Here is a 22,062-nt window from a genome sequence, read left to right on the forward strand (position 1 = left end):
GGTGCGTCCTCAGGCGGACGGGACGCCCAGTCCGGCGATGAACGCGCCGAGGAACCACGACCCGATGATGAAGGGCGCCGCGGCGATCGGGACCCAGAACGCGATCTTGCGGAAGGCCAGCATCAGGATCGTGACGACGGATGCTGCCAGCAGCAGCACCCACGGGAGCGCGACGGCGGTGACCAGGCCGGTCCCGATGAGTTCCGAACTGCACTCCCGCGCCCCGCACGGGTCCGACGCCATGGCGAGGAAGAAGCCGAAGAACGACATCAGCGCCGCGAGCGCGGCCAGCCCGACGAGCAGGATCGATGAGACCACGATGTCCCAGACGCGCACCGGCTGCCGTCCGGCGGCGCTGCGGAGGGCGGGAGACGTGGTCACGGCGCCATCATAGAGCCCACGTAGACTGATCCCTCGTGAGTGAACGCGTCCTGGTGAAGCAGCTGCAGGGTCTCCCCGACGGTCCGGTCTCCGTCTCCGGCTGGGTCGAGACCGTCCGTGATCAGAAGAAGGTGCAGTTCGTCATCCTTCGTGACGAGACCGGCGCCGTCCAGCTGGTCAACCCGGCCACCCGCCCGGCGGAGGACGGCACGGAGCAGGATGCCGCGGCCCTGGCCCTCACCGACCTCATCTCGAACCTCTCCGGCGGCACCTTCCTGACCGTGACCGGCGAGCTCAAGCACGACGAGCGCGTCAAGCTCGGCGGAGTCGAGATCAAGATCGGCGCGCTCGACGTTGCCGCCGCGGCTCTCCCCGAGACCCCGATCGCCGCCGACAGCGGGCTCGACAAGCGCATGGACTGGCGCTTCCTCGACCTGCGCCAGCGTCGCAACAACCTCATCTTCCGGGTGCAGACCACGCTCGAGCACGCGTTCCGCTCTTACTGGATCGAGCGCGACTACATCGAGGTGCACTCGCCGAAGCTCATGGCGTCGGCCTCCGAGTCGAACGCGGAGCTGTTCGAGGTGCCCTACTTCGAGGAGAAGACGGCCTACCTCGCCCAGTCGCCGCAGTTCTTCAAGCAGATGGCCCAGGTCGCCGGCTTCGGCAAGATCTTCGAGATCGCCCCCGCGTTCCGCGCCGACCCCTCGTTCACGTCGCGCCACGCGACGGAGTTCACGTCCATCGACGCCGAGATCAGCTGGATCGACTCGCACGAGGATGTCGCCGCCATGCAAGAGGAGCTCCTGCAGACGGGCATCCAGGCGGTCAAGGACAAGCACGGCGCCGAGATCGAAGAGCTCTTCGGTCTCGAGGTGCAGGTGCCCAGCATCCCCTTCCCCCGCATCCCGCTGGCCGAGGCGCGCGAGATCGTCAAGGCGCGCGGCTACGACATCCCGCGCACCGACGGCGACCTCGACCCCGAAGGCGAGCGCCAGATCTCGGCGCACGTCGAGGAGACCTACGGGCACCAGTTCGTGTTCATCACGGACTACCACCCCGAGATCCGCGCGTTCTACCACATGCGCAACGAGGAGACCGGGCTCACCAAGAGCTACGACCTGCTCTTCAAGGGCGTCGAGATCACGACGGGCGCGCAGCGCGAGCACCGCGTCGACGTGCTCATCGAGCAGGCGGCCGAGAAGGGCCTGGAGCCCGAGCACCTCGACTTCTACTTCGACTTCTTCCGGTACGGCGCCCCGCCGCACGGCGGGTTCGGCATGGGCCTGGCCCGCGTGATGATGCTGCTGCTCGGACAGGATTCGATCCGCGAGGTCACGTATCTGTTCCGCGGCCCGACGCGCCTTGCTCCCTAGTCCCGTGATCCCCGGGCTGCAGAACTTCCGAGACACGGGAGGCACTCCGCTGCGCGCGGGCGGCTCGACGCGGTCGGGTGTGCTCTACCGCTCCGAGGCGCTGAGCGGTCTGTCGGCGGAGGGCCTCGACGCCCTCGCATCGTCGGGCATCGGGGTCATCGCTGACTTCCGCACCGAGATGGAGCGGGGCCTGGCTCCCGACGTGCTGCCGTCCACGCGCGCGTTCGACGTCGTCGAGCTCCCCCTGCTCGAGGGCGCTATGACGGGCCTCGCCCAGAGCGCCCTGACGGCATCGGATCCCTCGAAGGCGGAGGCCGCGATCGCGGCGGCGCTTGCCCAGCTGCCGTCGCTCGGCGATCTCTACGTCTCGATGCTCGGCGGGGGCGCGGCATCCTTCGCCCACCTCGCCCGGCTCGTCGCAGCCTCCCGCGACGATGCCCCGACCGCGGTGCTCGTGCACTGCACGGCGGGCAAGGACCGCACCGGCGTCGCCGTGGCACTGCTGCTCGACGCCGTCGGAGCAGACCGCGACGCCGTGGTGGCCGACTACAGCGCGTCCGCCGCCAACCTGGCCGGCCCGTGGGCGGACCGGATGCGGGCGATGATCACGGGCATGGGCGTTCCCCTCACCCCCGCGATCGACGCGCTCGTGACCGGCACTCCGCCCGAGGCGATCGAGCGGGCACTCGCCTGGATCGACGACCAGGGCGGATCGGCCGACTACCTGCGCTCGGGCGGCCTGACCGAGCCCGAGCTCGCCGCGCTGCGCACCCGCCTCACGGCCTGAACGGGCGGCCCTTCATCATGCGCCCGCGGCCTCGAGTGCGGCGCGCAGCCGGTCGGGCGACACGCGCCAGTGGCCGTGGAGGGTTCCGTCGATGAGCACGACCGGGATCTTCTCCCACCACTGCGCGTAGAGCGCGGGATCGTCGGCGATCGAGAGCTCCTCGACTTCGACCGCGTCCTCGGGCAGCTCGGAGACGACGGTCTCGACGATCTCGCGGGCGACGTCGCAGAGGTGGCAGTCGGGCTTGCCGATGAGGGTGAGGGTCGTCACGCCCGGCTCACTGCTCGAGGGGATAGCCGGCCGAGATCCATTCGTCTGTGCCGCCGTCGACGTTCGTGGCGTCGTAGCCGCGCGCCTGCAGGGCCTCGACGACACGGCCGGACCGGCCGCCGACCTTGCAGATCACGGCGAACGCTCCGTCGGGCAGCGCGTCGAGGTGCTCGCCGATCGTCGACATCGGCAGGTTGACGGCGCCGGGAACGCGGCCGGACTCGAACTCCCACGTCTCTCGCACGTCGATGACGGGCGTGTCGGGCTGGTCCCGGAGCTGGTGGACGGTGATCGACGGCATGCAGGTCTCCTTCGGCGGACGATCGGCGGATACACGAAGCGCCCGTCCGAAGACAGGCGCTTGGTGTCGATGCCGCTTACTTCTTGTTGCGGCGCTGGTGGCGCGTCTTGCGAAGCAGCTTGCGGTGCTTCTTCTTCGCCATGCGCTTGCGGCGCTTCTTGATGACTGAACCCACGGAAAACCTCACAATGTCGGGGTCTGGGCGCGATTGGCTCGCGCCCGGGATCGGGCAGATCGAAAAATGCCTCGGGACAGTCTAGCCGACGTCGGCGATAGGCCGTTGCAAAGCCGCCGTGACGGCCGACTCGGGCACTCGGTAGCTCCGTCCGAAGCGCACCGCGGGGAGCTCGCCCGAGTGGACGAGCCGGTAGACCGTCATCTTCGAGACGCGCATGAGCTCCGCGACCTCGGCGACGGTGAGGAAGCGCACGTCAGGCAGCTCCGTCATGTGATCCCTTTCCCCAGAAGTGCTTGCCACACTCTAGAGCGTGGAAGGGACGCGTGTAAACCTGTGTGACCAGTGAGATTCCTGGGGCCTGGGGGACTCAGCCGTCCGCCCGTTGCCGCGATCGGCGGTCGCGCGCCTCGCGAGCTGTCTGGCGCAGCATCCGATGCGCGTCCCGCAAGCCCTTCTCGGCGTCGCGCACGGCCTTCTGCGCCTCGCGATAGCGCTTGTCGTCGCTGATCTCCGCGTCGTCCAGCCCCTGCCATGGCGCCCGTGCCGGGCGGTCCCCACCGGCCACCGCGTCGATGTACTGCGCGACGCCGTCGAGGCTGCGCTCGAGGCCGAAGGCGAACGGGTCGGACTCGTCGAGGAACGCGCCGGCGTCGATCGCCTCGCGCAGCGCGGGGTACGCCTCGGCGCTGATGAGCGAGCGGAACAGAGCGTCCTCGTAGCGAGCGATCTCGTGGTCGCCCATCCCGCGCTCCCGCTCGAGGCGCGCGTAGCTGGCCAGCACGATGCCGGTCCAGCGGGCAGCTCCCGTCACGATGAGCAGCACGGCGAGACGCTCGTCGTGCGTGAGCGGCGTCTCGGCGAGAGCCCGGATCCCGGCATCCATCCACGCAGCGCTGTTGGGTGTCGACGGGATGCCGCGGATCGGCACCTCGAGGACCCAGGGGTGGCGCAGGTAGGCCTGCACCTGCTCGCGGTAGAGCGCCTCGAGCTGCGCGCGCCAGCCGCCCGCGTTGCGGCTCTCCTCGGTCGGGAGGCCGGTCGCCTCCTCCTGCATCAGCAGCACGAGGTCGTCCTTGGCGCTCACGTAGCGGTAGAGCGACATCGGCGTGTAGCCCAGGCGCGCCGCGACGGCCGCCATCGAGACGGCGCCGAGGCCCTCGGCATCCGCGATGTCCACCGCAGCCTCGACGATGCGCTCGACGCTCATCTCGCGCTTGGGCCCGCGCTGCGGGTTCGCCGCGACGCCCCATGCCAGCGCGATGCCGCGCGGGAGCTCGGGTTCTTCGACGTCCACCATGCCCGCCAGTCTAGGACTGTATATGTGGTAAACAGTGTGTTACCTTCATAAACAGTTTGCGGCATACACAGTATCGCCGCGAGAACGAGGAGATGCCATGGCGACCGACCGGAGCCCGCTCGCGATCGAGGTGAGCGCGCTGCGCAAGGCGTTCGGCGCGCAGACCGTGCTCGACGACCTCGACCTGACCGTCCGGCGCGGAGAGGTCTTCGCCCTCCTCGGCCCCAACGGCGCCGGGAAGACGACCACCATCAACGTGCTGACCACCCTCGTGCGTCCTGACACCGGCACCGCCCGGGTCGCCGGCGTCGACGTCGCGAGCGATCCCGAGGGCGTGAAGCGCCGCATCAGTCTCACGGGACAGTCCGCGGCCGTGGACGACGTGCTCACCGGAGGGGAGAACGTCGAGATGCTCGGCCGGTTGTCGGGGCTCTCCCGACGTGCCGCCCGGCGCCGCGCGGTCGACCTCCTCGAGCGATTCGACCTGGCGGATGCCGCGACCAAGCGCGTCCGGGCATACTCCGGCGGGATGCGCCGACGACTCGACCTCGCGCTGAGCTTCGTGGTCACTCCCGAGGTCCTGTTCCTCGACGAGCCCACCACAGGCCTCGACACCCGCAGTCGCCGCGAGCTGTGGGACGTCATCCGCTCCCTCGCGGACGCCGGCACCACGGTCTTCCTCACGACGCAGTACCTCGACGAGGCCGATCAGCTCGCCGACCGCATCGCGGTGCTCGACGGTGGCCGGATCGTCGCGACCGGCACGTCCGCGCAGCTCAAGTCGCGTGTGGGCGGCGACACCGTGGAGATCCGCGACGACCACGGCGACCTCCTGCGCGAGGTGCCCACCGACGGCACGGTGACCGGCCTGCGTGCCGCCCTCGACGTGCTCGACGAATCCGGCGCCGAAGGAGTCGTCTCCCTGCGACGACCGAGTCTCGACGACGTGTTCCTGGCACTCACCACGTCCGATTCCCGCCGCACCGCGGCCGTCCTCGAGGAGATCGCATGACCGTCCTGACCCCCGACGGGCCCGCCCTCAAGCCCCGCATCGGCGGACTCACCGCCGAATCCGTGTTCCTCGGGCGGAGCCTGCGGCACTCCCTCCGCGACGGCGAGTCCGCGCTGATGGCGGTGATGCTCCCCGTCATCCTCATGCTGCTGTTCACCTACGTGTTCGGCGGCGCGATCGATCCCTCCGGCGGCTACGTGGACTACGTCGTTCCGGGCATCATCCTGCTGTGCGCGGGCTTCGGCTCCTCGAGCACCGCCGTCTACGTCGCCAGCGACATGCAGGCGGGCATCATCGATCGCTTCCGCACGATGCCCGTTCGCGCGAGCGCCGTTCTCACTGGACACGTCATCGCGAGCGTGCTGCGCAACCTCGTCGCGACCGGGCTCGTCGTGGGTGTCGCGCTCCTCGTCGGCTTCCGCCCGACCGCCGACGTGTGGGGGTGGCTCGGAGCCATCGGCATGATCGCCCTGTGGATCGTGGCCATCACCTACCTCTTCGCCGCTCTCGGGCTCGCGACCGGCAGCCCGGAAGGCGCGAACGCCTACGGCTTCATCATCCTGTTCCTGCCGTACCTGTCCAGTGCGTTCGTCCCCGTCGAAACCATGCCGGGCTGGCTGCAGTGGGTGGCCGAGAACCAGCCCGTGACCCCGATCATCGAGACGATCCGGGGCACCCTCATGGGCACGCCGATGGACGGCGGGGAAGCCTGGTGGGGCGTGGGCTGGTGCCTCGGGATCCTGGCCTTCGCGTTCGTCTGGGGCGCGTGGCTGTTCCGGCGCAAGTCCGGTCGCCGCTGACCCTCAGCGGCCGGGGAGCTTCTTGAGCGCCGTGGCGACGGCGTGCTTGGCGGATGCTGCCGCCCGGCCGACCACGTCGGCCGCGTGCGCCGCCGAGTCCGGCAGCGTCGAGCCGTTCGAGCTCTCGAAGTCGTCGTCGTCGCCGAGGAAGGGGACCAGCCAGTCGTCGACCTCGTCGAGGGGGGCGGCCGACAGGCTGTAGTACCGGTGCTGCCCTTCCTCGCGCACCGACACGAGGTGCGCCTCGCGGAGCACCTTGAGGTGCTTCGATACGGTGGGCTGGCTCGCGCCGAGTTCGCTGACGATGTGCGAGACGCTCGTCCCCCGTTCGCCGGCGGAGGCACGATCGAGAAGGAGCTGCAGGATGTCGCGGCGCGTTCCGTCCGCGATCACGTCGAAGATGTCCGCCATGTGCTCAGATTAGTCATGCCGCCCGCGGAGTACCATGACGGGAGTCTCGTGGCGAGAGGGGCGACGGATGCCGACTGACCCGCGTGGGTCGCTCGTTCGACGCGCTGTCTCCGCATTGCGCAGCTTCTGGGATCAGCTTCGCAATCTCACGACCTCGTCACCGGCGCGGTTCGCCGTGCTCGTGTTCGCCATGCTGATCCTCGTCTTCACCGCCCTGCTCTCGCTGCCCGCGGCCTCGATGAGCGGGCGCCGTCTCCCGCTGGCTGATGCGGTGTTCACGGCGGTGTCGACGATCTGCGTGACGGGATTGTCGACCGTCGACATCGCGACGACGTTCTCGCCTTTCGGCAAGGCGGTCATCTTCGTCGGCGTGAACATCGGCGGAATGGGTGTGCTGACCCTCGCCTCGATCCTCGGCCTCGTGATCTCCAAGCGCCTCGGGCTGCGCGCGAAGCTGATCGCGGCAAGCGACTCGAATCCGCTGCGTACGCACGGCGGCCCGGTGAACGAGGGCCAGACGATCCGCCTCGGCGAGATCGGCACGCTGTTGCGAACGGTCGCCCTCTCGACGCTGCTCATCGAGGCTCTCGTCGCGATCGCGCTCTATCCCAGCCTCCTCTTCGCCGAGATCGCGCCGCTCGACGCGCTGTGGGAGGCGCCCTTCTACGCCGCGATGGCATTCACGAACACCGGCTTCACTCCCAACCCGGGCGGGCTCGTGCCGTTCGCCGATGACTACTTCCTCTTGACCGTGCTCATGGCCGGCGTGTTCCTCGGCAGCATCGGCTTCCCGGTGATCTACGCCCTGTGGAAGCACTACTGGCACGTGAGGAAATGGCCGCTGCACACCAAGCTCACGATCATCACCACCGTGCTCCTGTTCTTCGCCGGCGCGGCCGCGTTCCTGGCTCTGGAATTCAACAACCCCAAGACGTTCGGCTCGATGAACGCCTGGGACACGACGTTCCAGGCCTTCTTCCTCTCCGCCATGACGAGATCCGGCGGATTCTCGGTCGTCGATGTCGGAGACCTGTACGGCTCATCGCTCATCGTCGGGTGCATGCTCATGTTCGTCGGCGGCGGGTCGGCGTCGACCGCCGGCGGCATCAAGGTCACCACCCTGGCCGTGCTCGCCCTCGCGGTGTGGTCGGAGGCGAAGGGCCGCCAGTCCGTGGAGGCGTTCGGCCGGCGCATTCCGAGCGACGTGCAGCGCGTCGGTCTCTCGGTGGTCGCCTGGGGGGCCACGATCGTGGCGCTGTCCACGATCGTGATCGCCCAGATCAGCCAGGAACAAGTCTCCGACGTCCTGTTCGACGTGATCTCGGCGTTCGGCACGGTGGGCCTGTCGACGGGGCTCACCGCGGAGCTTCCAGACCCCGCCGTCTACGTCATGGCGCTGACGATCTTCATGGGCCGCATTGGTACAGTGACTCTCGCCGCGGCCGTGGCCGCGTCATCCCGATCGCAGCTTTACTCGCTGCCCGTGGAAAGGCCGATCGTTGGTTGAACGGATCCGCAGCGACGCTCCCGTCCTCGTGATCGGACTCGGGCGCTTCGGCGCCGCGTGCGCCGGCGAGCTCGACCGGCTCGACCGCGAAGTGCTCGCGATCGACGAGAGTCTCGAGCTGGTGCAGAAGTGGTCGGAACGCGTCACCCACACGGTGCAGGCCGACGCGAAGAACATCGACGCCCTCAAGCAGATCGGCGCGCAGGACTTCCAGGTCGCCGTCGTGGCGGTCGGTTCGTCGATCGAGGCATCCGTCCTCATCACCGCGAACCTCGTCGACCTCAAGGTGCCGCAGATCTGGGCGAAGGCGGTGTCGCAGTCGCACGGCAAGATCCTCGCCCGCGTGGGTGCGAACCACGTCATCTACCCCGAGCGCGAGGCGGGCGAGCGCGTGGCGCACCTCGTGAGCGGACGGATGCTGGACTTCATCCGCTTCGACGACGACTTCGCGCTCGCGAAGCTCTACCCGCCGAAGTTCATCCGCGGCGTCGGCCTCAACGAGTCCGGCGTGCGGACGAAGTACAACGTGACCGTCGTCGGCGTGAAGAGCCCGGGCAAGCCATTCCGCTACGCCGAGGCGAACACGGTCGTGACCAATCACGACCTCATCATCGTGTCGGGCACGAACTCCGACATCGAACGGTTCGCCGCGCTCGACCGCTGAACCCCCGCGGCTCCCAGTGCGCCGACCGCCCGGCGCATAACTCCTGCACTTTCGCTGGGCACGGCGGTGACCTCCGCGTCGCCTGGCCGACGGTCGAGCCCGCAAGGCAGCTTTTGCAGGAGTTATGCGCCCCGCACAACTGCAGCCGAGCGCCGGCCGCGCTTACGCGCCGGCGGCCAGTTCCTTGGCCCGCGCGAGGGCGGCGGCGGTCGCCGCGGCGAAGGTCTCGTCGAGGCGGGCGTCCTGCAGCACCGCGACCGCGCGCTCCGTGGTGCCCTTGGGGCTCGTCACGCGGCGGCGGAGTTCGGCGGGATCGTCATCGGATGCCGCGAGCAGCGCCGCAGCGCCGATGAAGGTCTGCTCCGCCATCAGGCGGGCGTCGGCTTCGCTGAATCCGTGGCCACGCGCCGCCTTGGTGAACTCCTCCACCACGAGGAAGAAGTAGGCAGGCCCCGATCCGGAGATGGTCGAGAGCGGGTCGATCTGCGACTCGGGCACCTCGACGACCGTGCCGACGGTCTCGAAGAGCCGCCGCACGAGGGCGGTCGCCTCGCCGCTCGCGTGCGTGCCCGCCGCCAGACCGGTCACGCCCTTGCCGACGAGCGAGGGCGTGTTCGGCATCGACCGCACAACCGCGATGTCATGGCCCAGGATCGACTCGAAGGTCGCGATCGTCACGCCGGCGGCGAGGCTCACGACGATCGTCCCCGGCCGCAGCGCGGGTGCGATCTCGCGGAGCAGGTCGGGCACCATGGCCGGCTTCACGCCGACGAGCACGACGTCGGCGGAGGATGCGGCATCCATGTTCCCGGTGGGCTGCTCCTCGAGCGCGATGCTCGCCACGCCCGGCAGTCCGGCGAGCGCGGCGGCCTTCTCGGCGGTGCGGTTGGTGACCGTCACACCGCCCACGGCGAGGCCCGAACGGACGAGGCCGTGAAGGATCGCACCGCCCATGGACCCGGCTCCGAGGATCGCGATGGGCGGGAGAACGGGCGCGTCGGTCATGCCGCCAGTCTACGATCGGTCATCTTTGTTGCGTATTGACTTATATAAGTCTTTACGCAATTATTGGGTCGTGCACGCACTCGACATCCTCGGAGACCCGGTGCGTCGGCGCATCCTCGAGCTCCTCGCCGAAGGAGAGCGGAGCGCCGGCGAGATCGGGGAGGTCGTGCAGCGCGAGTTCGGCATCTCGCAGCCGGCGGTGTCGCAGCACCTGCGCGTGCTGCGCGAATCCGGATTCGCCACCGCTCGCGCCGACGGCACCCGCAGGCTCTACGCGCTCGATCCCGAGCCCCTGTCGGCCGCGGCGGCGTGGTTCGACCCGTTCCGGCGCTTCTGGCAGCCGCACCTCGACGCGCTCGGCACGGAGCTCGCACGCGGGCGCAGGGAGCGGCGACGGGCGGAGGAGCCGGCCGGCACAGAGAAGTCCGACCACATCGTCACCGGCGACACAGCCACAGGCGACACAGCCACGACCGAACCCCAGGAGGATTGACATGGTCGACGTACAGCGACAGCTCGACGCGGTGACGCGCACGGTGCGGGCGAAGGACATCGACGGAGCACCGTCGCACGTCCAGACGCTCGCGCAGACGTATCCGTCTCCCATCGAGGACGTGTGGGATGCCGCCACCAACGCCGATCGCATCCCCCGGTGGTTCTCGCCGATCTCCGGGGACCTGCGCCTCGGAGGCCGGTACCAGATCGAGGGCAATGCCGGCGGCGAGATCCTGGAGTGCGTCCCGCCCGCGGGCGGCGCCGCCCACTACTCGGCGACCTGGGAGTACGGGGGCGGTGTGACCTGGATCACGGTCGCGCTCACCGCCGTCGGCGACGATGCGACCCGGTTCGAGCTCACGCACACCGCCCGGGTCGACGAGATCCCACCCGGATTCTGGGAGACATTCGGCCCGGGAGCGACCGGTGTCGGCTGGGACGGCGGCCTGCTGGGGCTCGCGCTGCACCTCTCCGGCGCCGGCGACGGACCCGGACCAGCCGAGTCGGACGCGTGGGCGAGGACCGACGAGGGCATGGCGTTCTTCCGCGGTGCGGCGGACGGCTGGGGCGCGGCGCACGCCGCCTTCGGAGCAGACGCCGACACCGCCGCGCGCGCAGCCGACCAGACGTTCGCGTTCTACACCGGCCAGGCACCCTCGGACATGGAGGGGTGACGCGAGGGGTTCCGGCGGTTCGCTTCGGCGACCGCGGGACTATCATCGTGACATCGGGGGCGAGGGCGCCTCCCGCGTGGACTCTGGAGGCCCTGAGCATGACCCTCTTCGACGGCATCGCGGAACGCGTCATCGAGACGCCGCGGCTGAACGTCAGCATCCTGGAGCGCGTGGGCGACAGCCCGTCGACGCCGGCGGAGCGCACGGTCGTGCTGATCCACGGCAACGTCTCGTCGTCGCTGTTCTGGCAGGAGCTCATGGAGGACCTCCCCAGCGATCTCCGGGTGATCGCGATCGACCTGCGCGGCTTCGGCGGCACCGAGCACGCGCCCATCGACGCGACGCGCGGCGTGCGCGACTTCAGCGACGACGTCCACGCGACGCTCGAGACCCTGGGCATCCGCGCCGCGCATTTCGTGGGCTGGTCCATGGGGGGCGGTGTCGTCCTGCAGTACGCGCTCGATCACCCGGTGCTCAGCCTGACGCTGGAATCCCCGGTGTCGCCGTACGGCTTCGGCGGCACGCGCCGGGACGGGAGCCGTGTCACCGACGACGACGCCGGCAGCGGCGGCGGTGCCGGCAATCCCGATTTCGTCCAGCGGCTCATCGACCACGATGAGACCGACGAAGCGCCGACCTCTCCGCGCAGCGTGTTCCGCGCCCACTACGTCGGCCCCGAGTACCGCACGGACCACGAGGACACCTGGGTCGCGTCGATGCTCACGACCTCGACCGCAACCGGCAACTACCCCGGTGATTCCGTCGCGAGCGACAACTGGCCGGGGTTCGCCGCCGGCACGATCGGCGTGCTCAACACCCTCGCCCCGAAGCATTTCAATGTGTCGGGGATCGTCAACCTCGCCGAGAAGCCTCCGATCCTGTGGGTGCACGGCACCCTCGACCCGATCGTCTCGGACACCTCGGTCTACGACCTCGCCACCCTCGGCAAGCTCGGAATCGTCCCCGGCTGGCCGGGCGAAGAGGTCGCTCCCCCGCAGGAGATGGTGTCGCAGACCCGCGATGTGCTCGCGCGCTACGCGGCCGGCGGCGGCGAGGTCACCGAGCTCGCCCTCGAGGGGGTCGGGCACACCGCGCACCTCGAGCGACCCGCCGAGTTCCGGCACGCGCTGCTGACGGTCATCGGCTACGTCGGCCCGTCGGCCAACCCCGCCCCGCCGACCGAGGCGATCATCATCCGCTCCGCCGACTGACCGGCCGTCGCACCCGGCGCGGGCCCGGTCGCGGCATCCGTAGACTCATCGCATGAGTGCTTCCGGCGGCGGCAAGGCGATCCTCGCGGCGTTCCTGGCGAACATGGGCATCGCCCTGGCGAAGTTCATCGCCTGGTTCCTCTCGGGGTCCGCCTCGATGCTCGCCGAGGCGATCCACTCCGTCGCCGACTCGGGCAACCAGCTGCTGCTGATGCTCGGCGGACGCAAGGCCAAGAAGCGCGCCGATCGCGAGCACCCGTTCGGCTACGGCCGCGAGCGGTACGTGTACGCCTTCGTCGTGTCGATCATCCTCTTCTCCGTCGGTGGCCTGTTCTCGATCTACGAGGGCATCGAGAAGCTCACCCACCCGCACGAGCTCACCAACTACTGGATCCCGATCGCGGTGCTGCTCATCGCGATCGTGCTCGAATCGTTCTCGCTGCGCACCGCCGTTAAGGAGAGCAACCACGTCCGCGGGCGCGGGCAGTCGTGGGTGTCCTTCGTGCGGCATGCGAAGGCTCCGGAGCTGCCCGTCGTCCTGCTCGAGGACATCGCCGCCCTGATCGGCCTGGTGTTCGCGCTCTTCGGCGTCGGCATGACCTGGATCACCCACAACCCGCTCTTCGACGCGATCGGCACGCTGATGATCGGGACGCTGCTGATCGTCGTGGCGATCACCCTCGGCATCGAGACGAAGAGCCTGCTCGTGGGTGAAGGAGCAACGGATGCCGACTACGACCGCATCGTCACGGCGATCACCGGCGGGCACGAGATCGAGAAGCTGATCCACATCAAGACCCTCTACCTGGGCCCCGACGAGCTGCTCGTGGCGGCGAAGCTCGGCTTCGCGTCGGATCGGCCGCTGGCGGATGTCGCCGCCGACATCGACCGCATCGAGACGCGCGTGCGCGAGGCGGTGCCCACCGCGCGCGTGATCTACTTCGAACCAGACATCTACCGGCCCGGAGACGACCCCGCCCCTCCGACGGAGGAGTTCGTCATCCGGTCGGCGGACTGACGCGGGCATGGAGTACTGCGTCTTCACCGAACCCCAGCAGGGCGCGAGCTACGACCACCAGCTCGCCTTCGCCCAGACTGCCGAGCGCGTCGGCTTCGACGGATTCTTCCGCTCCGACCACTATCTGCGGATGGGCGCCGGCGACCCGCTTCCCGGCCCCACCGACGCCTGGACGACCCTCGCGGGTCTCGCGCGCGAGACCTCGCGCATCCGCCTGGGCACCCTCGTCTCGTCCGTGACGTACCGCCAGCCGGGCGTGCTCGCGATCCAGGTCGCGCAGGTCGACGCGATGTCGGGCGGCCGCGTCGAGCTCGGCCTCGGAACCGGCTGGTTCGAGCGTGAGCACCGGGCCTACGGCATCCCCTTCCCCGCGAAGCGGTTCGACCTGCTGGAGGAGCAGCTCGCCATCGTGACCGGCCTGTGGGGCACTCCCGCAGACGCCACGTTCGGCTACGAGGGCGCGCACTACCAGCTGACGGACGCGCCCCCGCTCCCCCGGCCGGTGCAGTCCCGTGTCCCCGTCGTCGTCGGTGGCGGAGGCCCGAGGCGCACCCCCGAGCTCGCGGCGCGGTTCGCCACGGAGTTCAACATCGGCTTCCGCCCGGAGCGCGAGATCGCCGAGAAGTTCGCCGGTGTGCGTGCGGCGTGCGAGCGCATCGGCCGCGACCCCGCCACCCTCAAGCTCTCGGTCGCGCTCACGACCCTGGCCGGGGCGAACCAGGCCGAGCTCGAGCGCCGTGCCGCTCGCCTGGGCGACACGGTCGACGAGATGCGCGACGGCGTGAACATCGTCGGCGGCCGCGACGAGATCGTCGACAAGGTCGAGCGGCTCGCCGAGCTCGGCGCCGGCCGGATCTACCTGCAGCTGCTCGATCTGCAGGACGTCGACCAGGTCGAGTACCTCGGCGCGGACGTGCTGCCCCACCTTCCGCGGTGACGAGCCCCGCCGCTCATGACACGCGCGTGACCGGCAGGCGGTACGACGGCAGGCCGCGCCGGCGGATCAGCCATTCGGCGAACACCAGGTTGGGGAGCCAACACAGGAACGGGACCGCCGCGTAGGCGTTCGCGAACGCGCTGTCGAACTCCCACGGCTGCCCGAGCAGGAGAGGCGCCAGCAGCAGGAGCGGCAGCCACAGCCGCAGTGTCACGCCCGCGTAGGTGAGCGCGTAGTTGCGGATCATCCACGCCTGATGGCTGGGAACGTCGCGCCGGCGGATCGCCCGGTATGCCCGCCACCCCGTCACGAGCCACAGCACGGCCAGGGCGCCGAATCCGAAGAATCCGACGTAGCCTGCGGGACTCGAGGGCGCGATCACGAGCCCTGCGATGCCGCCGATGCCCACTGCGACCAGGTAGATCCGACCGACCCAGCGATGCACGCGCGGCACGCGATCGCGCAGGCCTCGCCAGAACTGCAGGGCGCCACCCACCAGCGCGATGGCACCGCCCACGATGTGCACGTACAGCGCCCCCTGGACGAAGACGGATGTCTCGGCATATGTGGACGCGAGGCCCACGTCGTCGCCGGCCAGGTCGCTGAGCGAGGCGGTGAAGTACGGAACCGCCGAGAAGGCCACCACGGCGAGCGCCGTGAGCAGCACGAACGTCCAGGCGATGCGGCGGCCCGCGCGCCGGTTGCGCGTGGCGAGAGGAGCGGTGCGGACGGGTTCGATGAGGCGGGTCACGCGAGTCACGCTAGAGCCGGCGCCGCGGTCCGAGGCAGGGGGCAGACCCCCCGAGGACCGGCGTGCGAACCCCCCGATTCCGCACCGGCGCCGACCTGTCGGAGGACTCGGCGCAGGAGTATTCTGCGCTCATCGATTGCGGGGTGGCACCATGCCCGACGGAATCAACGCACGACCCTGGGCGGCCGCGGCGGCCATCGCTCTCCTGGCTCTCGCGCTCGGCGGTTGCACCGCCGACTCGCGGACGCCCACGCCGGACGGCATCTCCCTCCCGAGCACGCCGACGTTGCGGTCCATCATCGACGCGCAGCCCGAGCATCCGGTCTTCGAGCTCGTCCAGGAGACGACGGACTTCGACGGCGACCGGGCCGAGGTGGTGTCCTACGAGAGCGGCGGACTCACCGTGCAGGCGGTCATCCGCAGACCGCCCTCGGGGGCACCGTCGAGTCCCGCGATCGTCTTCGTCCACGGCTCCACGGACGAGGAGGCCTACTCGGGGCTGACGGAGTACGACGATCTGGCAGACCTGCTCGTCGACAGCGGATACACCGTGGTGTCGCCCGACCTCCGCGGCCACGGCGACTCCGATGACGGCTCATCGTGGGAGATCGACATGGACGTCGGCGCGACACTGGACGTCGTCAACGCCGTGCGCGCCACCGCGGCCGACTCCCGGGTGGATCCGGACCGCGTCGCGATCGTCGGCCATTCGTCCGGCGGAACACTGGCCGTGAAGGCGTCGGTCGTCGATCCGCAGATCGCCGGGGCGATCGTCGCGCTCTCGCCGTCGCACGTCTCGCCGTGGGAGGAGGTGAAGACGTTCCTCTCCGGAACTCCGTCGTACGACACGGTCGTCGCCGCGCACGGCGACATCGACGAATCACCCGAGTACTGGCGCGACATCTCGGCGCTCACGTACGTCGACCGCGCGGCGGCACCGCTGCTCATCCTGCACGGCACCGCCGACGAGGTCGTGCCCATCGGGTGGTCCCGGTTCGTGCAGGCGCAGTGGTCGGCGGCCGGAAAGGACGTCACCCTGACCGAGGTCGAGGGGGCGGACCACTGGATGGACGGCGACGTCGCGCTCATCGACCGGACGGTCTCCGGCTTCCTCGCGGAGCGCCTGCCCTGATCCGGGATCAGCGGCGCACGTCGAAGAACGCGCGGAGCAGGGCGGATGCCTCGTCCTCGCGCACCCCTGCCACGACCTCGGCGCGGTAGGGCAGCCGACGGTCCCGCACGACGTCGTACACCGACCCGGCGGCGCCGGCCTTCTCATCCCACGCCCCGAAGACGAGGCGTGAGATGCGGGACTGCAGCACCGCGCCCGCGCACATCACACACGGCTCGAGGCTGACGACCAGGGTGCACCCTTCGAGGTTCCAGGAGCCGAGGGATGCCGCGGCCTGCCGCAGCGCGACGATCTCGGCGTGGGCGGTCGGGTCGTGGGTGGCCTCGCGAAGATTGCATCCCTCTCCGATCACGCTGCCGGCGGCATCCGTCACCACTGCCCCCACCGGCACGTCGCCGGCCGCGCCCGCGGCTTCGGCGAGCGCGAGCGCGCGTTCCATCGCAGCGAGGTCGGCGGGCTCGAAGGTCACAGCACGAGCGTAGGCCCGCACGGCCGCGCGCGAACACTCTCGAGCGAGCCGCCCCACGCACTACCCTGGGCGTATGCGCCTGCACGTCGCCGATCATCCTCTCATCACCCACAAGCTCACGGTGCTGCGCGACGAGCGCACGCCGTCGCCGGTGTTCCGTCAGCTCACCGAGGAGCTGGTGACCCTCCTGGCGTACGAGGCCACGCGCAACGTGCGGGTGTCGCCGGTGGAGATCCAGACCCCGGTCACCACGACCACCGGTGTCAAGATCAGCGAGCCGCGACCGCTGGTGGTCCCGATCCTGCGCGCGGGCCTCGGGATGCTCGAGGGCATGGTGAAGCTCATCCCGACCGCCGAGGTCGGGTTCCTCGGCATGGTGCGCAATGAGGAGACTCTCGAGCCCTCGACGTATGCCGAGCGGCTCCCCGACGACCTCAGCGACCGTCAGTGCTTCGTGCTCGACCCGATGCTCGCGACCGGTGGATCGCTTGGCGCCGCGATCGAGTTCCTCTTCGCGCGCGGCGCGCAGGACGTCACGGCGATCTGCCTGCTCGGCGCCCCCGAGGGCGTCGCCGCGATCGACAAGCAGGTCGCCGGGCGCGACGTCACCCTCGTGCTCGGCGCGATGGACGAGCGGCTCAATGAGAAGGGCTACATCGTTCCCGGTCTCGGCGACGCGGGTGATCGGCTGTACGGCACGGTCTGAGCGTCACCTCCGGGAATCGCGTCGAGGATCGCCCCCGCCGGTCGCCACGCGCTGCCGGGAACCGGATCGCAGCCCGATGCGCGCCGTGACCGTGAAGGCACCGGCCGCGATCGCATAGAAGGCAAGGTCGGCGACGACCTTGCCGGCCAGGAGTCCCCACATCGGGTCCGCGAACACCAGGACGCCGGCCACGAGCGCGGCCGGACGGATCAGGAAGGTGTCGAGCAGCTCCGCGACGCCGAACTCGGCGACCAGGAGCATCCCGGTGCGAGCCGCCGCGCGGCGACGCGGCGAAGGCCCCGTCCGCTGCTCGAGGTAGATCGTGACGGCGAGGACGGCATAGAACCCGACGGCCTCGCCCGCGACGGCCGCGAAGGCGATCGCTGCCGGGGCGTCGGTCCACGCCGTCACACCGAGTCCGGCGACGACCATCGCCGCGGTGCCGACGATCTCAGCCGGGAGGTAGCGCGTGATCCAGAAGACGATCCCGCGCCTCCGGGCGCGAGGAGCGGCGGGAATCGGGCCCCGCGCCGTCTCGTCGACGGTTCCGGTGGCGATCGCGCTCATCTCGCACCCCCTTCCCCGTGACAGAGGAAGGCAGGGCGCGCGTGATACGGAAGATGGTGCGGCATCCGCCCCTCGCCGAACGAATGCCGCACCCGCGTCTCTTCGACGCGAATCCCACGCTAGGCGACGGATCTGATCACGCGAACGGGGTTGACATGCCCGCCTGCGCCATTTACTGGCGGCGCTTCATTCCTCGAGGAGAGGGTCCTGGGGGCTGCGCCTCCCGGTCTCCTGCTCCCAGAACTCGAGCTGCTGGGTGAGCGCCTTGGCGAGTTCGAACACCTGCTCGGGAGGGATGCGGATGCGGCTGACGACGCGTGCGGGCACGATCGTGTGCCGTTCTCCGGTCTCGGCGTCGACCTGCTCGCGCGGCGGCTGCGCGAGGGTGAGGAAGTCCATCACGAAGACGGTAGGCGTGTGCCAGACGTTCGCGAAGTCGGCGTAGGCGCCGCCGATGTGCTCCGGGGGCAGGTCGATCTCGAACTGGCGGGGTGCCTCATCGGCCATGGATGCCTCCTTCTGCCGCTGAGCGCGAGTCTACGCGCGGCTCAGCGGCGCCCGACCAGCCGGGCGAATCCGCTCAGCCGGGCGACTCCTTCGGGCGTGTACGGCAGGTCGTCCAGCAGGGCTGGGGAGTGCACGAGGTAGGCGGTGTGCTTGGCGCGGGAGATCGCGACGTTGAGCCGGTTGCGCAGCAGCAGGAATTCCAGTCCGCGCGGGGCGTCTCGGCCGGAGGATGCTGCCAGCGACACGATGGCCACCGCAGCCTCCTGCCCCTGGAACTTGTCGACCGTGCCGACCGGAATGTCGGTGAATCCGGCGGCGGCGAGCGCCTCCTCCACGGCGACCTGCTGCGCGTTGTAGGGAGTGACGACGATGATGTCGCTCTGTGCGAGCGGGCGGACCGGCTGCACCGTCGCCGCGTCGGCGTCGTCGACGGCGACGTCGGTCCACGGCCGACCGACGAGGTCACGCACGATCGCGACCACCCGATCCGCCTCTTCGACCGAGCGGGTCGCGTTGCCGTGATGGCGGACGGGCACCGGCACCACACCCGCCGGCACGCCCTCGATGCGGCGCAGCCCCGTCGAGGGATGGGCCTCGAGTTCTCCCCGGTACGAGAGATGCGACACGGGCTCGGCGATGTCGGGGTGCATCCGCCGCGTGCGCGCGAGGAAGTAGCCGTACTCGGGCGGGATGACGTCGGCGCCGTCCATCACCCAGCCGAGCGCCGAGGTGTCGACGGGTTCGGGGTGGGTGCCCTGACTCACCTGCGGCAGCTGCTGGGGATCGCCGAGGAGCAGGAGACGTGGCGCCGCCACGGACACCGCGACGGTCGAGGCGAGGGAGAACTGGCCGGCCTCGTCGATGACGAGCAGGTCGAGGCTGCCGCGCGGAATGCGACCCTGGTGGCTGAAATCCCACGCGGTGCCGCCGATGACGAAGCCGGTCTCGGCCTGCTCGGCCGCGAACGCCATGACCCCGTTCTTCGGAATCGCAGTGAACCCGTGGTCGGCCGCGGCATCCTTCGGCGCCTTCGCCACGGCCTGCGGCGCGACCCCGGCGGCGATGACGCGTTCGAGCAGCTGCTCGACGGTGGCGTGCCCCTGCGCGACGACGCCGATCTTGAACGCGTGGTCGCGAACGAGCCGGGCGATGACGTGCGACCCGACGTACGTCTTGCCGGTTCCGGGAGGCCCCTGCACGGCGAGGTAGCTGCGATCCAGATCGAGCACCGCTCGGACGATCGCGTCGACGTCGTCTCCCGTCGATGCGGGAAGCGCGCCGGAACGGGTGCGCGGCGGGCGACGCCGCAGGATGTCGGTCGCCGGGTCGGCGGGGAACTCCGGCGCGGCGTCGAGGACCGCATCGGCCCACGCGTCGATCGCCGACTGCTGGTTGCCCGCCGACGGCGGGGCGGCGGGAGTGAGCGCGATCGGGAGACGGGACCACGTGACGCCGTCGACCGCCGTCTCCTCGACGATCGCCCCGTCGTCGAGGACGTCGATCACCGTGATCGTGCGGTACGAGTGGATCCAGCGCACCGTCGGCTCGAACGGATACGGCGCGGGCAGCTCGTACAGCGCGAACGGGTTGGCCCCCGTGCTGAGCCGCGTGCCGGGTGCGAGTTCGCCGCGCAGCTCGATCGTGCGTCGCTCGCCCCCGCGGCCGCTCTCGGCGAAATGCCAGTCCTCGACGACGCGGCTCCGCGCGGGGTCGATGACCACGACGTCCCGCGTCTCCTCCCACAGCGAGACCGGCTCACGCAGCCTCAGGAAGTGCGTGGCCCAGAACGACTTCGCCTCGCGCGGGTAGTAGTCGATCGCCGCCGCGCCGAGCCGCAGCGACTGCGCTTCGGCCGAATCGGTGGGATGCTGCGCGGCGAGCCGGTCGAGCGCGAGGGCACGCGGCGAGGGCTCGTAGGTCCGCTCGTCGGGCTCAGGGTTCGGCGAGGGCCGCATGCCGGTCTCACGCGCCCGATCGACGAGCCAGTCCCGCAGGCGACGCGTCGATACGCAGTCGTAGCGGTTGTAGTCGGCCAGGTCGTCGAGGATGGCCGAGCCCTCGGCATCCGCTCCGTCGGTGATCAGCGCGCGCGCCTCGACGTACCGGACGATCGAGTCATCGCCCTTCTGCACGTCGCTCGTGCGCACCTCGTCACCCATGTACAGCGGTTCGAGCTTCTTGATCGAGTACGAGCGCGACCCGACGCGCAGTGCGCGCCGGACGATCGGATAGAGATCGACGAAGACGCCGTCGCGCAGCAGCCGGTCGACGTCGGCCTCTCGCACGCCGTGCCGGGCGGCCATCGCCAGCAGGTGCGTGGGCTCGTAGGGCGCGTAGTGGTAGATGTGCATCCCCGGGAACTGCAGACGCCTCAGGTTGACGATGTCGAGGAACGTCTCGAGCGCCCGCTTCTCTTCGGCGAACGTGTGCGCCCACAGTGCGGTGTACTCTTCGCGGCCGTCGACCCACCCGAACAGATAGTCGATGCCCCACTGCACCGGCTCACTCTCGCGGCCCGGCGGATTGGTCTCCGTGTGGAGCGGATCGCCCTCGAAGTCGAAGAACAGGTCGCCGTGGTCGGGCCGGGGAAGGGCCCCCAGTGCGGTCGGAGCCACGACCCGGAAGGTGGGGACCGGCGGGGCGGCTGCGGGGTCGGGCTTCTGCGCCACCAGCGGCGGGGTGCCGGCGGGGCTGTCGAGCTGCAGCCGGGCCTGCGTGCGCAGCATCCCGAACGTCTCGGGGTTCATACCCGCCGGACCGACGGGCGCTGTGGCGAGGTCGTCGATCGTGCGAACGCCCGCGCTGCGCAGCCGCGCGCGCTGCACGGGTCGCATGCCCGCCACGAGAAGCAGGTCGCGGGATGCCACGACCTCGGCGTCGCACGTGGCGCAGCGACCGCACGCCATGATGTCGAGATCGCCGCGGGCATCGCCCCAGGCGATCGGCTCGCCGTGGCTCCCGAGGTCCAGGCGACGGTCGGCGATCAGCGCGGCGAGCCGCTCGCGTCGCAGCGAGAAGACGGGGAGCAGGTCGTCGACCTGATGCTCGCTGACGGTTCCGTCCCCCAGCAGCAGCTCCACCCGATCGGCACGCGCCACGCCGAGGCGGTCGAGCTGATCGACATACGCCGCGAGCTGCATGAGGGCGGTGACGCGCGCACGACGAGCCAGCTTGGTGTCCTGGACCACCCACCGGCCGGCGTCGTCGCGCACGAGGAAGTCCGCGAAGCCGACGAAATCGGTGGTCGCGAAGGCGGCCTGGTAGACCACGTCGGCGTCCGACGCCAGCGCGGCGTCGGTCATCGCCACGGCGGCGGCGAGAGCGGCGGAATCGGACGACCGCGTCTCGGGGATCTCGACGACCGCCGAGCCGAACTGCGCGATGTAGTCGACGAGCACGCGCCGCTCGTGCGCCGTGCCGAGCCGGCCTGCGCGCTCGAGGGTGAGGTCTTCGGGCTCCTCGACGGCGGCGACCCGTCCGAGCCGGGCGTCGATGGCGCGCAGCCACGCGAATTCGCACTCGGCCGCGGCCTTGAGGTCACTCGCGCTCCAGACGATCCGGCCCTCGTCTTCGATGTATCGCATGCCCGCCCTTCTTCCTCACGAC

Annotated in this window: 25 protein-coding genes and 1 pseudogene; 13 read left to right on the top strand and 13 right to left on the bottom strand. The window is 70.1% G+C overall.

All coding sequences use genetic code 11. The annotated features are described in order from the left end of the window. Positions 1-9 precede the first annotated feature (9 nt). Positions 10-381 (bottom strand): hypothetical protein, encoded by a 372-nt coding sequence (locus ASD93_RS10280; RefSeq protein ID WP_056121938.1) that lies wholly within the window; start codon positions 379-381, stop codon positions 10-12. 35 nt (positions 382-416) lie between these two features. Here ASD93_RS10280 and aspS point away from each other — a divergent pair, with 35 nt between their 5' ends. Both aspS and ASD93_RS10290 read left to right on the top strand, forming a co-directional pair. After that, a complete protein-coding gene (gene aspS, locus ASD93_RS10285; RefSeq protein ID WP_056121940.1) occupies positions 417-1,757 on the top strand; it encodes an aspartate--tRNA(Asn) ligase in 1,341 nt (446 codons plus the stop codon). A 4-nt stretch (positions 1,758-1,761) separates the two neighbouring features. Beyond that, positions 1,762-2,544, top strand: coding sequence for a tyrosine-protein phosphatase (locus ASD93_RS10290; protein ID WP_056121942.1), 783 nt, complete (start codon positions 1,762-1,764; stop codon positions 2,542-2,544). A gap of 15 nt (positions 2,545-2,559) precedes the next feature. Here ASD93_RS10290 and ASD93_RS10295 read toward each other — a convergent pair whose 3' ends face one another. From ASD93_RS10295 to ASD93_RS10310, 5 genes are all read right to left on the bottom strand, one after another. After that, positions 2,560-2,814 carry a glutaredoxin family protein gene (locus ASD93_RS10295; protein WP_056121944.1) on the bottom strand — a complete coding sequence of 85 codons (255 nt, stop codon included), beginning with the start codon at positions 2,812-2,814 and terminating at the stop codon, positions 2,560-2,562. Between the two features lie 7 nt (positions 2,815-2,821). Continuing rightward, on the bottom strand, positions 2,822-3,115 hold the full coding sequence (locus tag ASD93_RS10300; protein WP_056121945.1) for a rhodanese-like domain-containing protein: 294 nt from the start codon (positions 3,113-3,115) through the stop codon (positions 2,822-2,824). A gap of 76 nt (positions 3,116-3,191) precedes the next feature. Then, positions 3,192-3,290: a 30S ribosomal protein bS22 gene (locus tag ASD93_RS15745; protein WP_003792170.1), complete on the bottom strand. Its 99-nt coding sequence runs from the start codon at positions 3,288-3,290 to the stop codon at positions 3,192-3,194. An 81-nt stretch (positions 3,291-3,371) separates the two neighbouring features. Beyond that, complete coding sequence (locus ASD93_RS10305) at positions 3,372-3,563, bottom strand: helix-turn-helix domain-containing protein (RefSeq protein WP_056121947.1); 192 nt, start codon at positions 3,561-3,563, stop codon at positions 3,372-3,374. 97 nt (positions 3,564-3,660) lie between these two features. Then, complete coding sequence (locus tag ASD93_RS10310) at positions 3,661-4,590, bottom strand: TetR/AcrR family transcriptional regulator (RefSeq protein ID WP_056121949.1); 930 nt, start codon at positions 4,588-4,590, stop codon at positions 3,661-3,663. Positions 4,591-4,687: 97 nt separating this feature from the next. Between ASD93_RS10310 and ASD93_RS10315 the strand changes: the two genes are divergently transcribed. Together ASD93_RS10315 and ASD93_RS10320 are read left to right on the top strand one after the other, a co-directional pair. Continuing rightward, positions 4,688-5,602, top strand: a complete 915-nt coding sequence (locus ASD93_RS10315; RefSeq protein WP_056121950.1) for an ATP-binding cassette domain-containing protein — start codon at positions 4,688-4,690, stop codon at positions 5,600-5,602. After that, entirely contained in the window at positions 5,599-6,402 is an 804-nt protein-coding gene (locus ASD93_RS10320) for an ABC transporter permease (protein ID WP_056121953.1), read from the top strand. The genes ASD93_RS10315 and ASD93_RS10320 overlap by 4 nt, the downstream gene beginning before the upstream one ends. A 3-nt stretch (positions 6,403-6,405) precedes the next feature. Here the strand turns inward: ASD93_RS10320 and ASD93_RS10325 are convergent, their stop codons facing one another. Beyond that, positions 6,406-6,813: an ArsR/SmtB family transcription factor gene (locus ASD93_RS10325; protein ID WP_056121955.1), complete on the bottom strand. Its 408-nt coding sequence runs from the start codon at positions 6,811-6,813 to the stop codon at positions 6,406-6,408. Between the two features lie 67 nt (positions 6,814-6,880). On the opposite strand from ASD93_RS10325, the gene ASD93_RS10330 reads away from it, so the two are divergent. Both ASD93_RS10330 and ASD93_RS10335 read left to right on the top strand, forming a co-directional pair. Further along, positions 6,881-8,320, top strand: a complete 1,440-nt coding sequence (locus tag ASD93_RS10330; RefSeq protein WP_157536926.1) for a TrkH family potassium uptake protein — start codon at positions 6,881-6,883, stop codon at positions 8,318-8,320. After that, positions 8,313-8,984, top strand: a complete 672-nt coding sequence (locus tag ASD93_RS10335) for a potassium channel family protein (protein WP_056121958.1) — start codon at positions 8,313-8,315, stop codon at positions 8,982-8,984. Before ASD93_RS10330 ends, ASD93_RS10335 begins: the two co-directional genes overlap by 8 nt. Before the next feature lie 162 nt (positions 8,985-9,146). On the opposite strand, the gene proC is transcribed toward ASD93_RS10335, so the two are convergent. Then, the gene (gene proC, locus ASD93_RS10340) at positions 9,147-9,989 is read right to left on the bottom strand and encodes a pyrroline-5-carboxylate reductase (protein ID WP_056121961.1); all 843 of its coding nucleotides are present in this window, start codon (positions 9,987-9,989) and stop codon (positions 9,147-9,149) included. 70 nt (positions 9,990-10,059) lie between these two features. On the opposite strand from proC, the gene ASD93_RS10345 reads away from it, so the two are divergent. The 5 genes from ASD93_RS10345 (at position 10,060) to ASD93_RS10365 (ending at position 14,324) form a co-directional block, all read left to right on the top strand. Further along, the gene (locus tag ASD93_RS10345; protein ID WP_056121963.1) at positions 10,060-10,482 is read left to right on the top strand and encodes an ArsR/SmtB family transcription factor; all 423 of its coding nucleotides are present in this window, start codon (positions 10,060-10,062) and stop codon (positions 10,480-10,482) included. Position 10,483: 1 nt separating this feature from the next. Beyond that, positions 10,484-11,158, top strand: a complete 675-nt coding sequence (locus ASD93_RS10350) for an SRPBCC domain-containing protein (protein ID WP_056121965.1) — start codon at positions 10,484-10,486, stop codon at positions 11,156-11,158. 98 nt (positions 11,159-11,256) lie between these two features. After that, a complete protein-coding gene (locus ASD93_RS10355) occupies positions 11,257-12,369 on the top strand; it encodes an alpha/beta hydrolase (protein ID WP_056121966.1) in 1,113 nt (370 codons plus the stop codon). Between the two features lie 52 nt (positions 12,370-12,421). Beyond that, positions 12,422-13,387, top strand: coding sequence for a cation diffusion facilitator family transporter (locus tag ASD93_RS10360; protein WP_056121969.1), 966 nt, complete (start codon positions 12,422-12,424; stop codon positions 13,385-13,387). A 7-nt stretch (positions 13,388-13,394) separates the two neighbouring features. Further along, entirely contained in the window at positions 13,395-14,324 is a 930-nt protein-coding gene (locus ASD93_RS10365; RefSeq protein ID WP_056121971.1) for an LLM class F420-dependent oxidoreductase, read from the top strand. 13 nt (positions 14,325-14,337) lie between these two features. Here the strand turns inward: ASD93_RS10365 and ASD93_RS10370 are convergent, their stop codons facing one another. Next, a complete protein-coding gene (locus tag ASD93_RS10370) occupies positions 14,338-15,075 on the bottom strand; it encodes a DUF2306 domain-containing protein (protein ID WP_056121973.1) in 738 nt (245 codons plus the stop codon). 151 nt (positions 15,076-15,226) lie between these two features. On the opposite strand from ASD93_RS10370, the gene ASD93_RS10375 reads away from it, so the two are divergent. Further along, positions 15,227-16,207, top strand: coding sequence for an alpha/beta hydrolase family protein (locus ASD93_RS10375; protein ID WP_056121975.1), 981 nt, complete (start codon positions 15,227-15,229; stop codon positions 16,205-16,207). Between the two features lie 7 nt (positions 16,208-16,214). Here the strand turns inward: ASD93_RS10375 and tadA are convergent, their stop codons facing one another. Next, complete coding sequence (tadA, locus tag ASD93_RS10380; RefSeq protein ID WP_056124350.1) at positions 16,215-16,646, bottom strand: tRNA adenosine(34) deaminase TadA; 432 nt, start codon at positions 16,644-16,646, stop codon at positions 16,215-16,217. A gap of 103 nt (positions 16,647-16,749) precedes the next feature. On the opposite strand from tadA, the gene upp reads away from it, so the two are divergent. Then, positions 16,750-17,382: a uracil phosphoribosyltransferase gene (gene upp, locus ASD93_RS10385; RefSeq protein WP_056121977.1), complete on the top strand. Its 633-nt coding sequence runs from the start codon at positions 16,750-16,752 to the stop codon at positions 17,380-17,382. Between the two features lie 3 nt (positions 17,383-17,385). On the opposite strand, the gene ASD93_RS10390 is transcribed toward upp, so the two are convergent. The 3 genes and pseudogenes from ASD93_RS10390 to ASD93_RS10400 all read right to left on the bottom strand — a co-directional run bounded on the left by ASD93_RS10390 (position 17,386) and on the right by ASD93_RS10400 (position 22,040). Further along, a complete protein-coding gene (locus ASD93_RS10390) occupies positions 17,386-17,949 on the bottom strand; it encodes a DUF2613 family protein (RefSeq protein WP_056121979.1) in 564 nt (187 codons plus the stop codon). A 186-nt stretch (positions 17,950-18,135) separates the two neighbouring features. Continuing rightward, positions 18,136-18,459: pseudogene (locus tag ASD93_RS10395) on the bottom strand (DUF3467 domain-containing protein); the annotation flags it as partial. Between the two features lie 38 nt (positions 18,460-18,497). Next, positions 18,498-22,040 (bottom strand): TM0106 family RecB-like putative nuclease, encoded by a 3,543-nt coding sequence (locus ASD93_RS10400; RefSeq protein ID WP_056121982.1) that lies wholly within the window; start codon positions 22,038-22,040, stop codon positions 18,498-18,500. Positions 22,041-22,062: the final 22 nt, after the last annotated feature.

The sequence above is a fragment of the Microbacterium sp. Root180 genome (genome assembly GCF_001428485.1).
Lineage (GTDB): Bacteria > Actinomycetota > Actinomycetes > Actinomycetales > Microbacteriaceae > Microbacterium.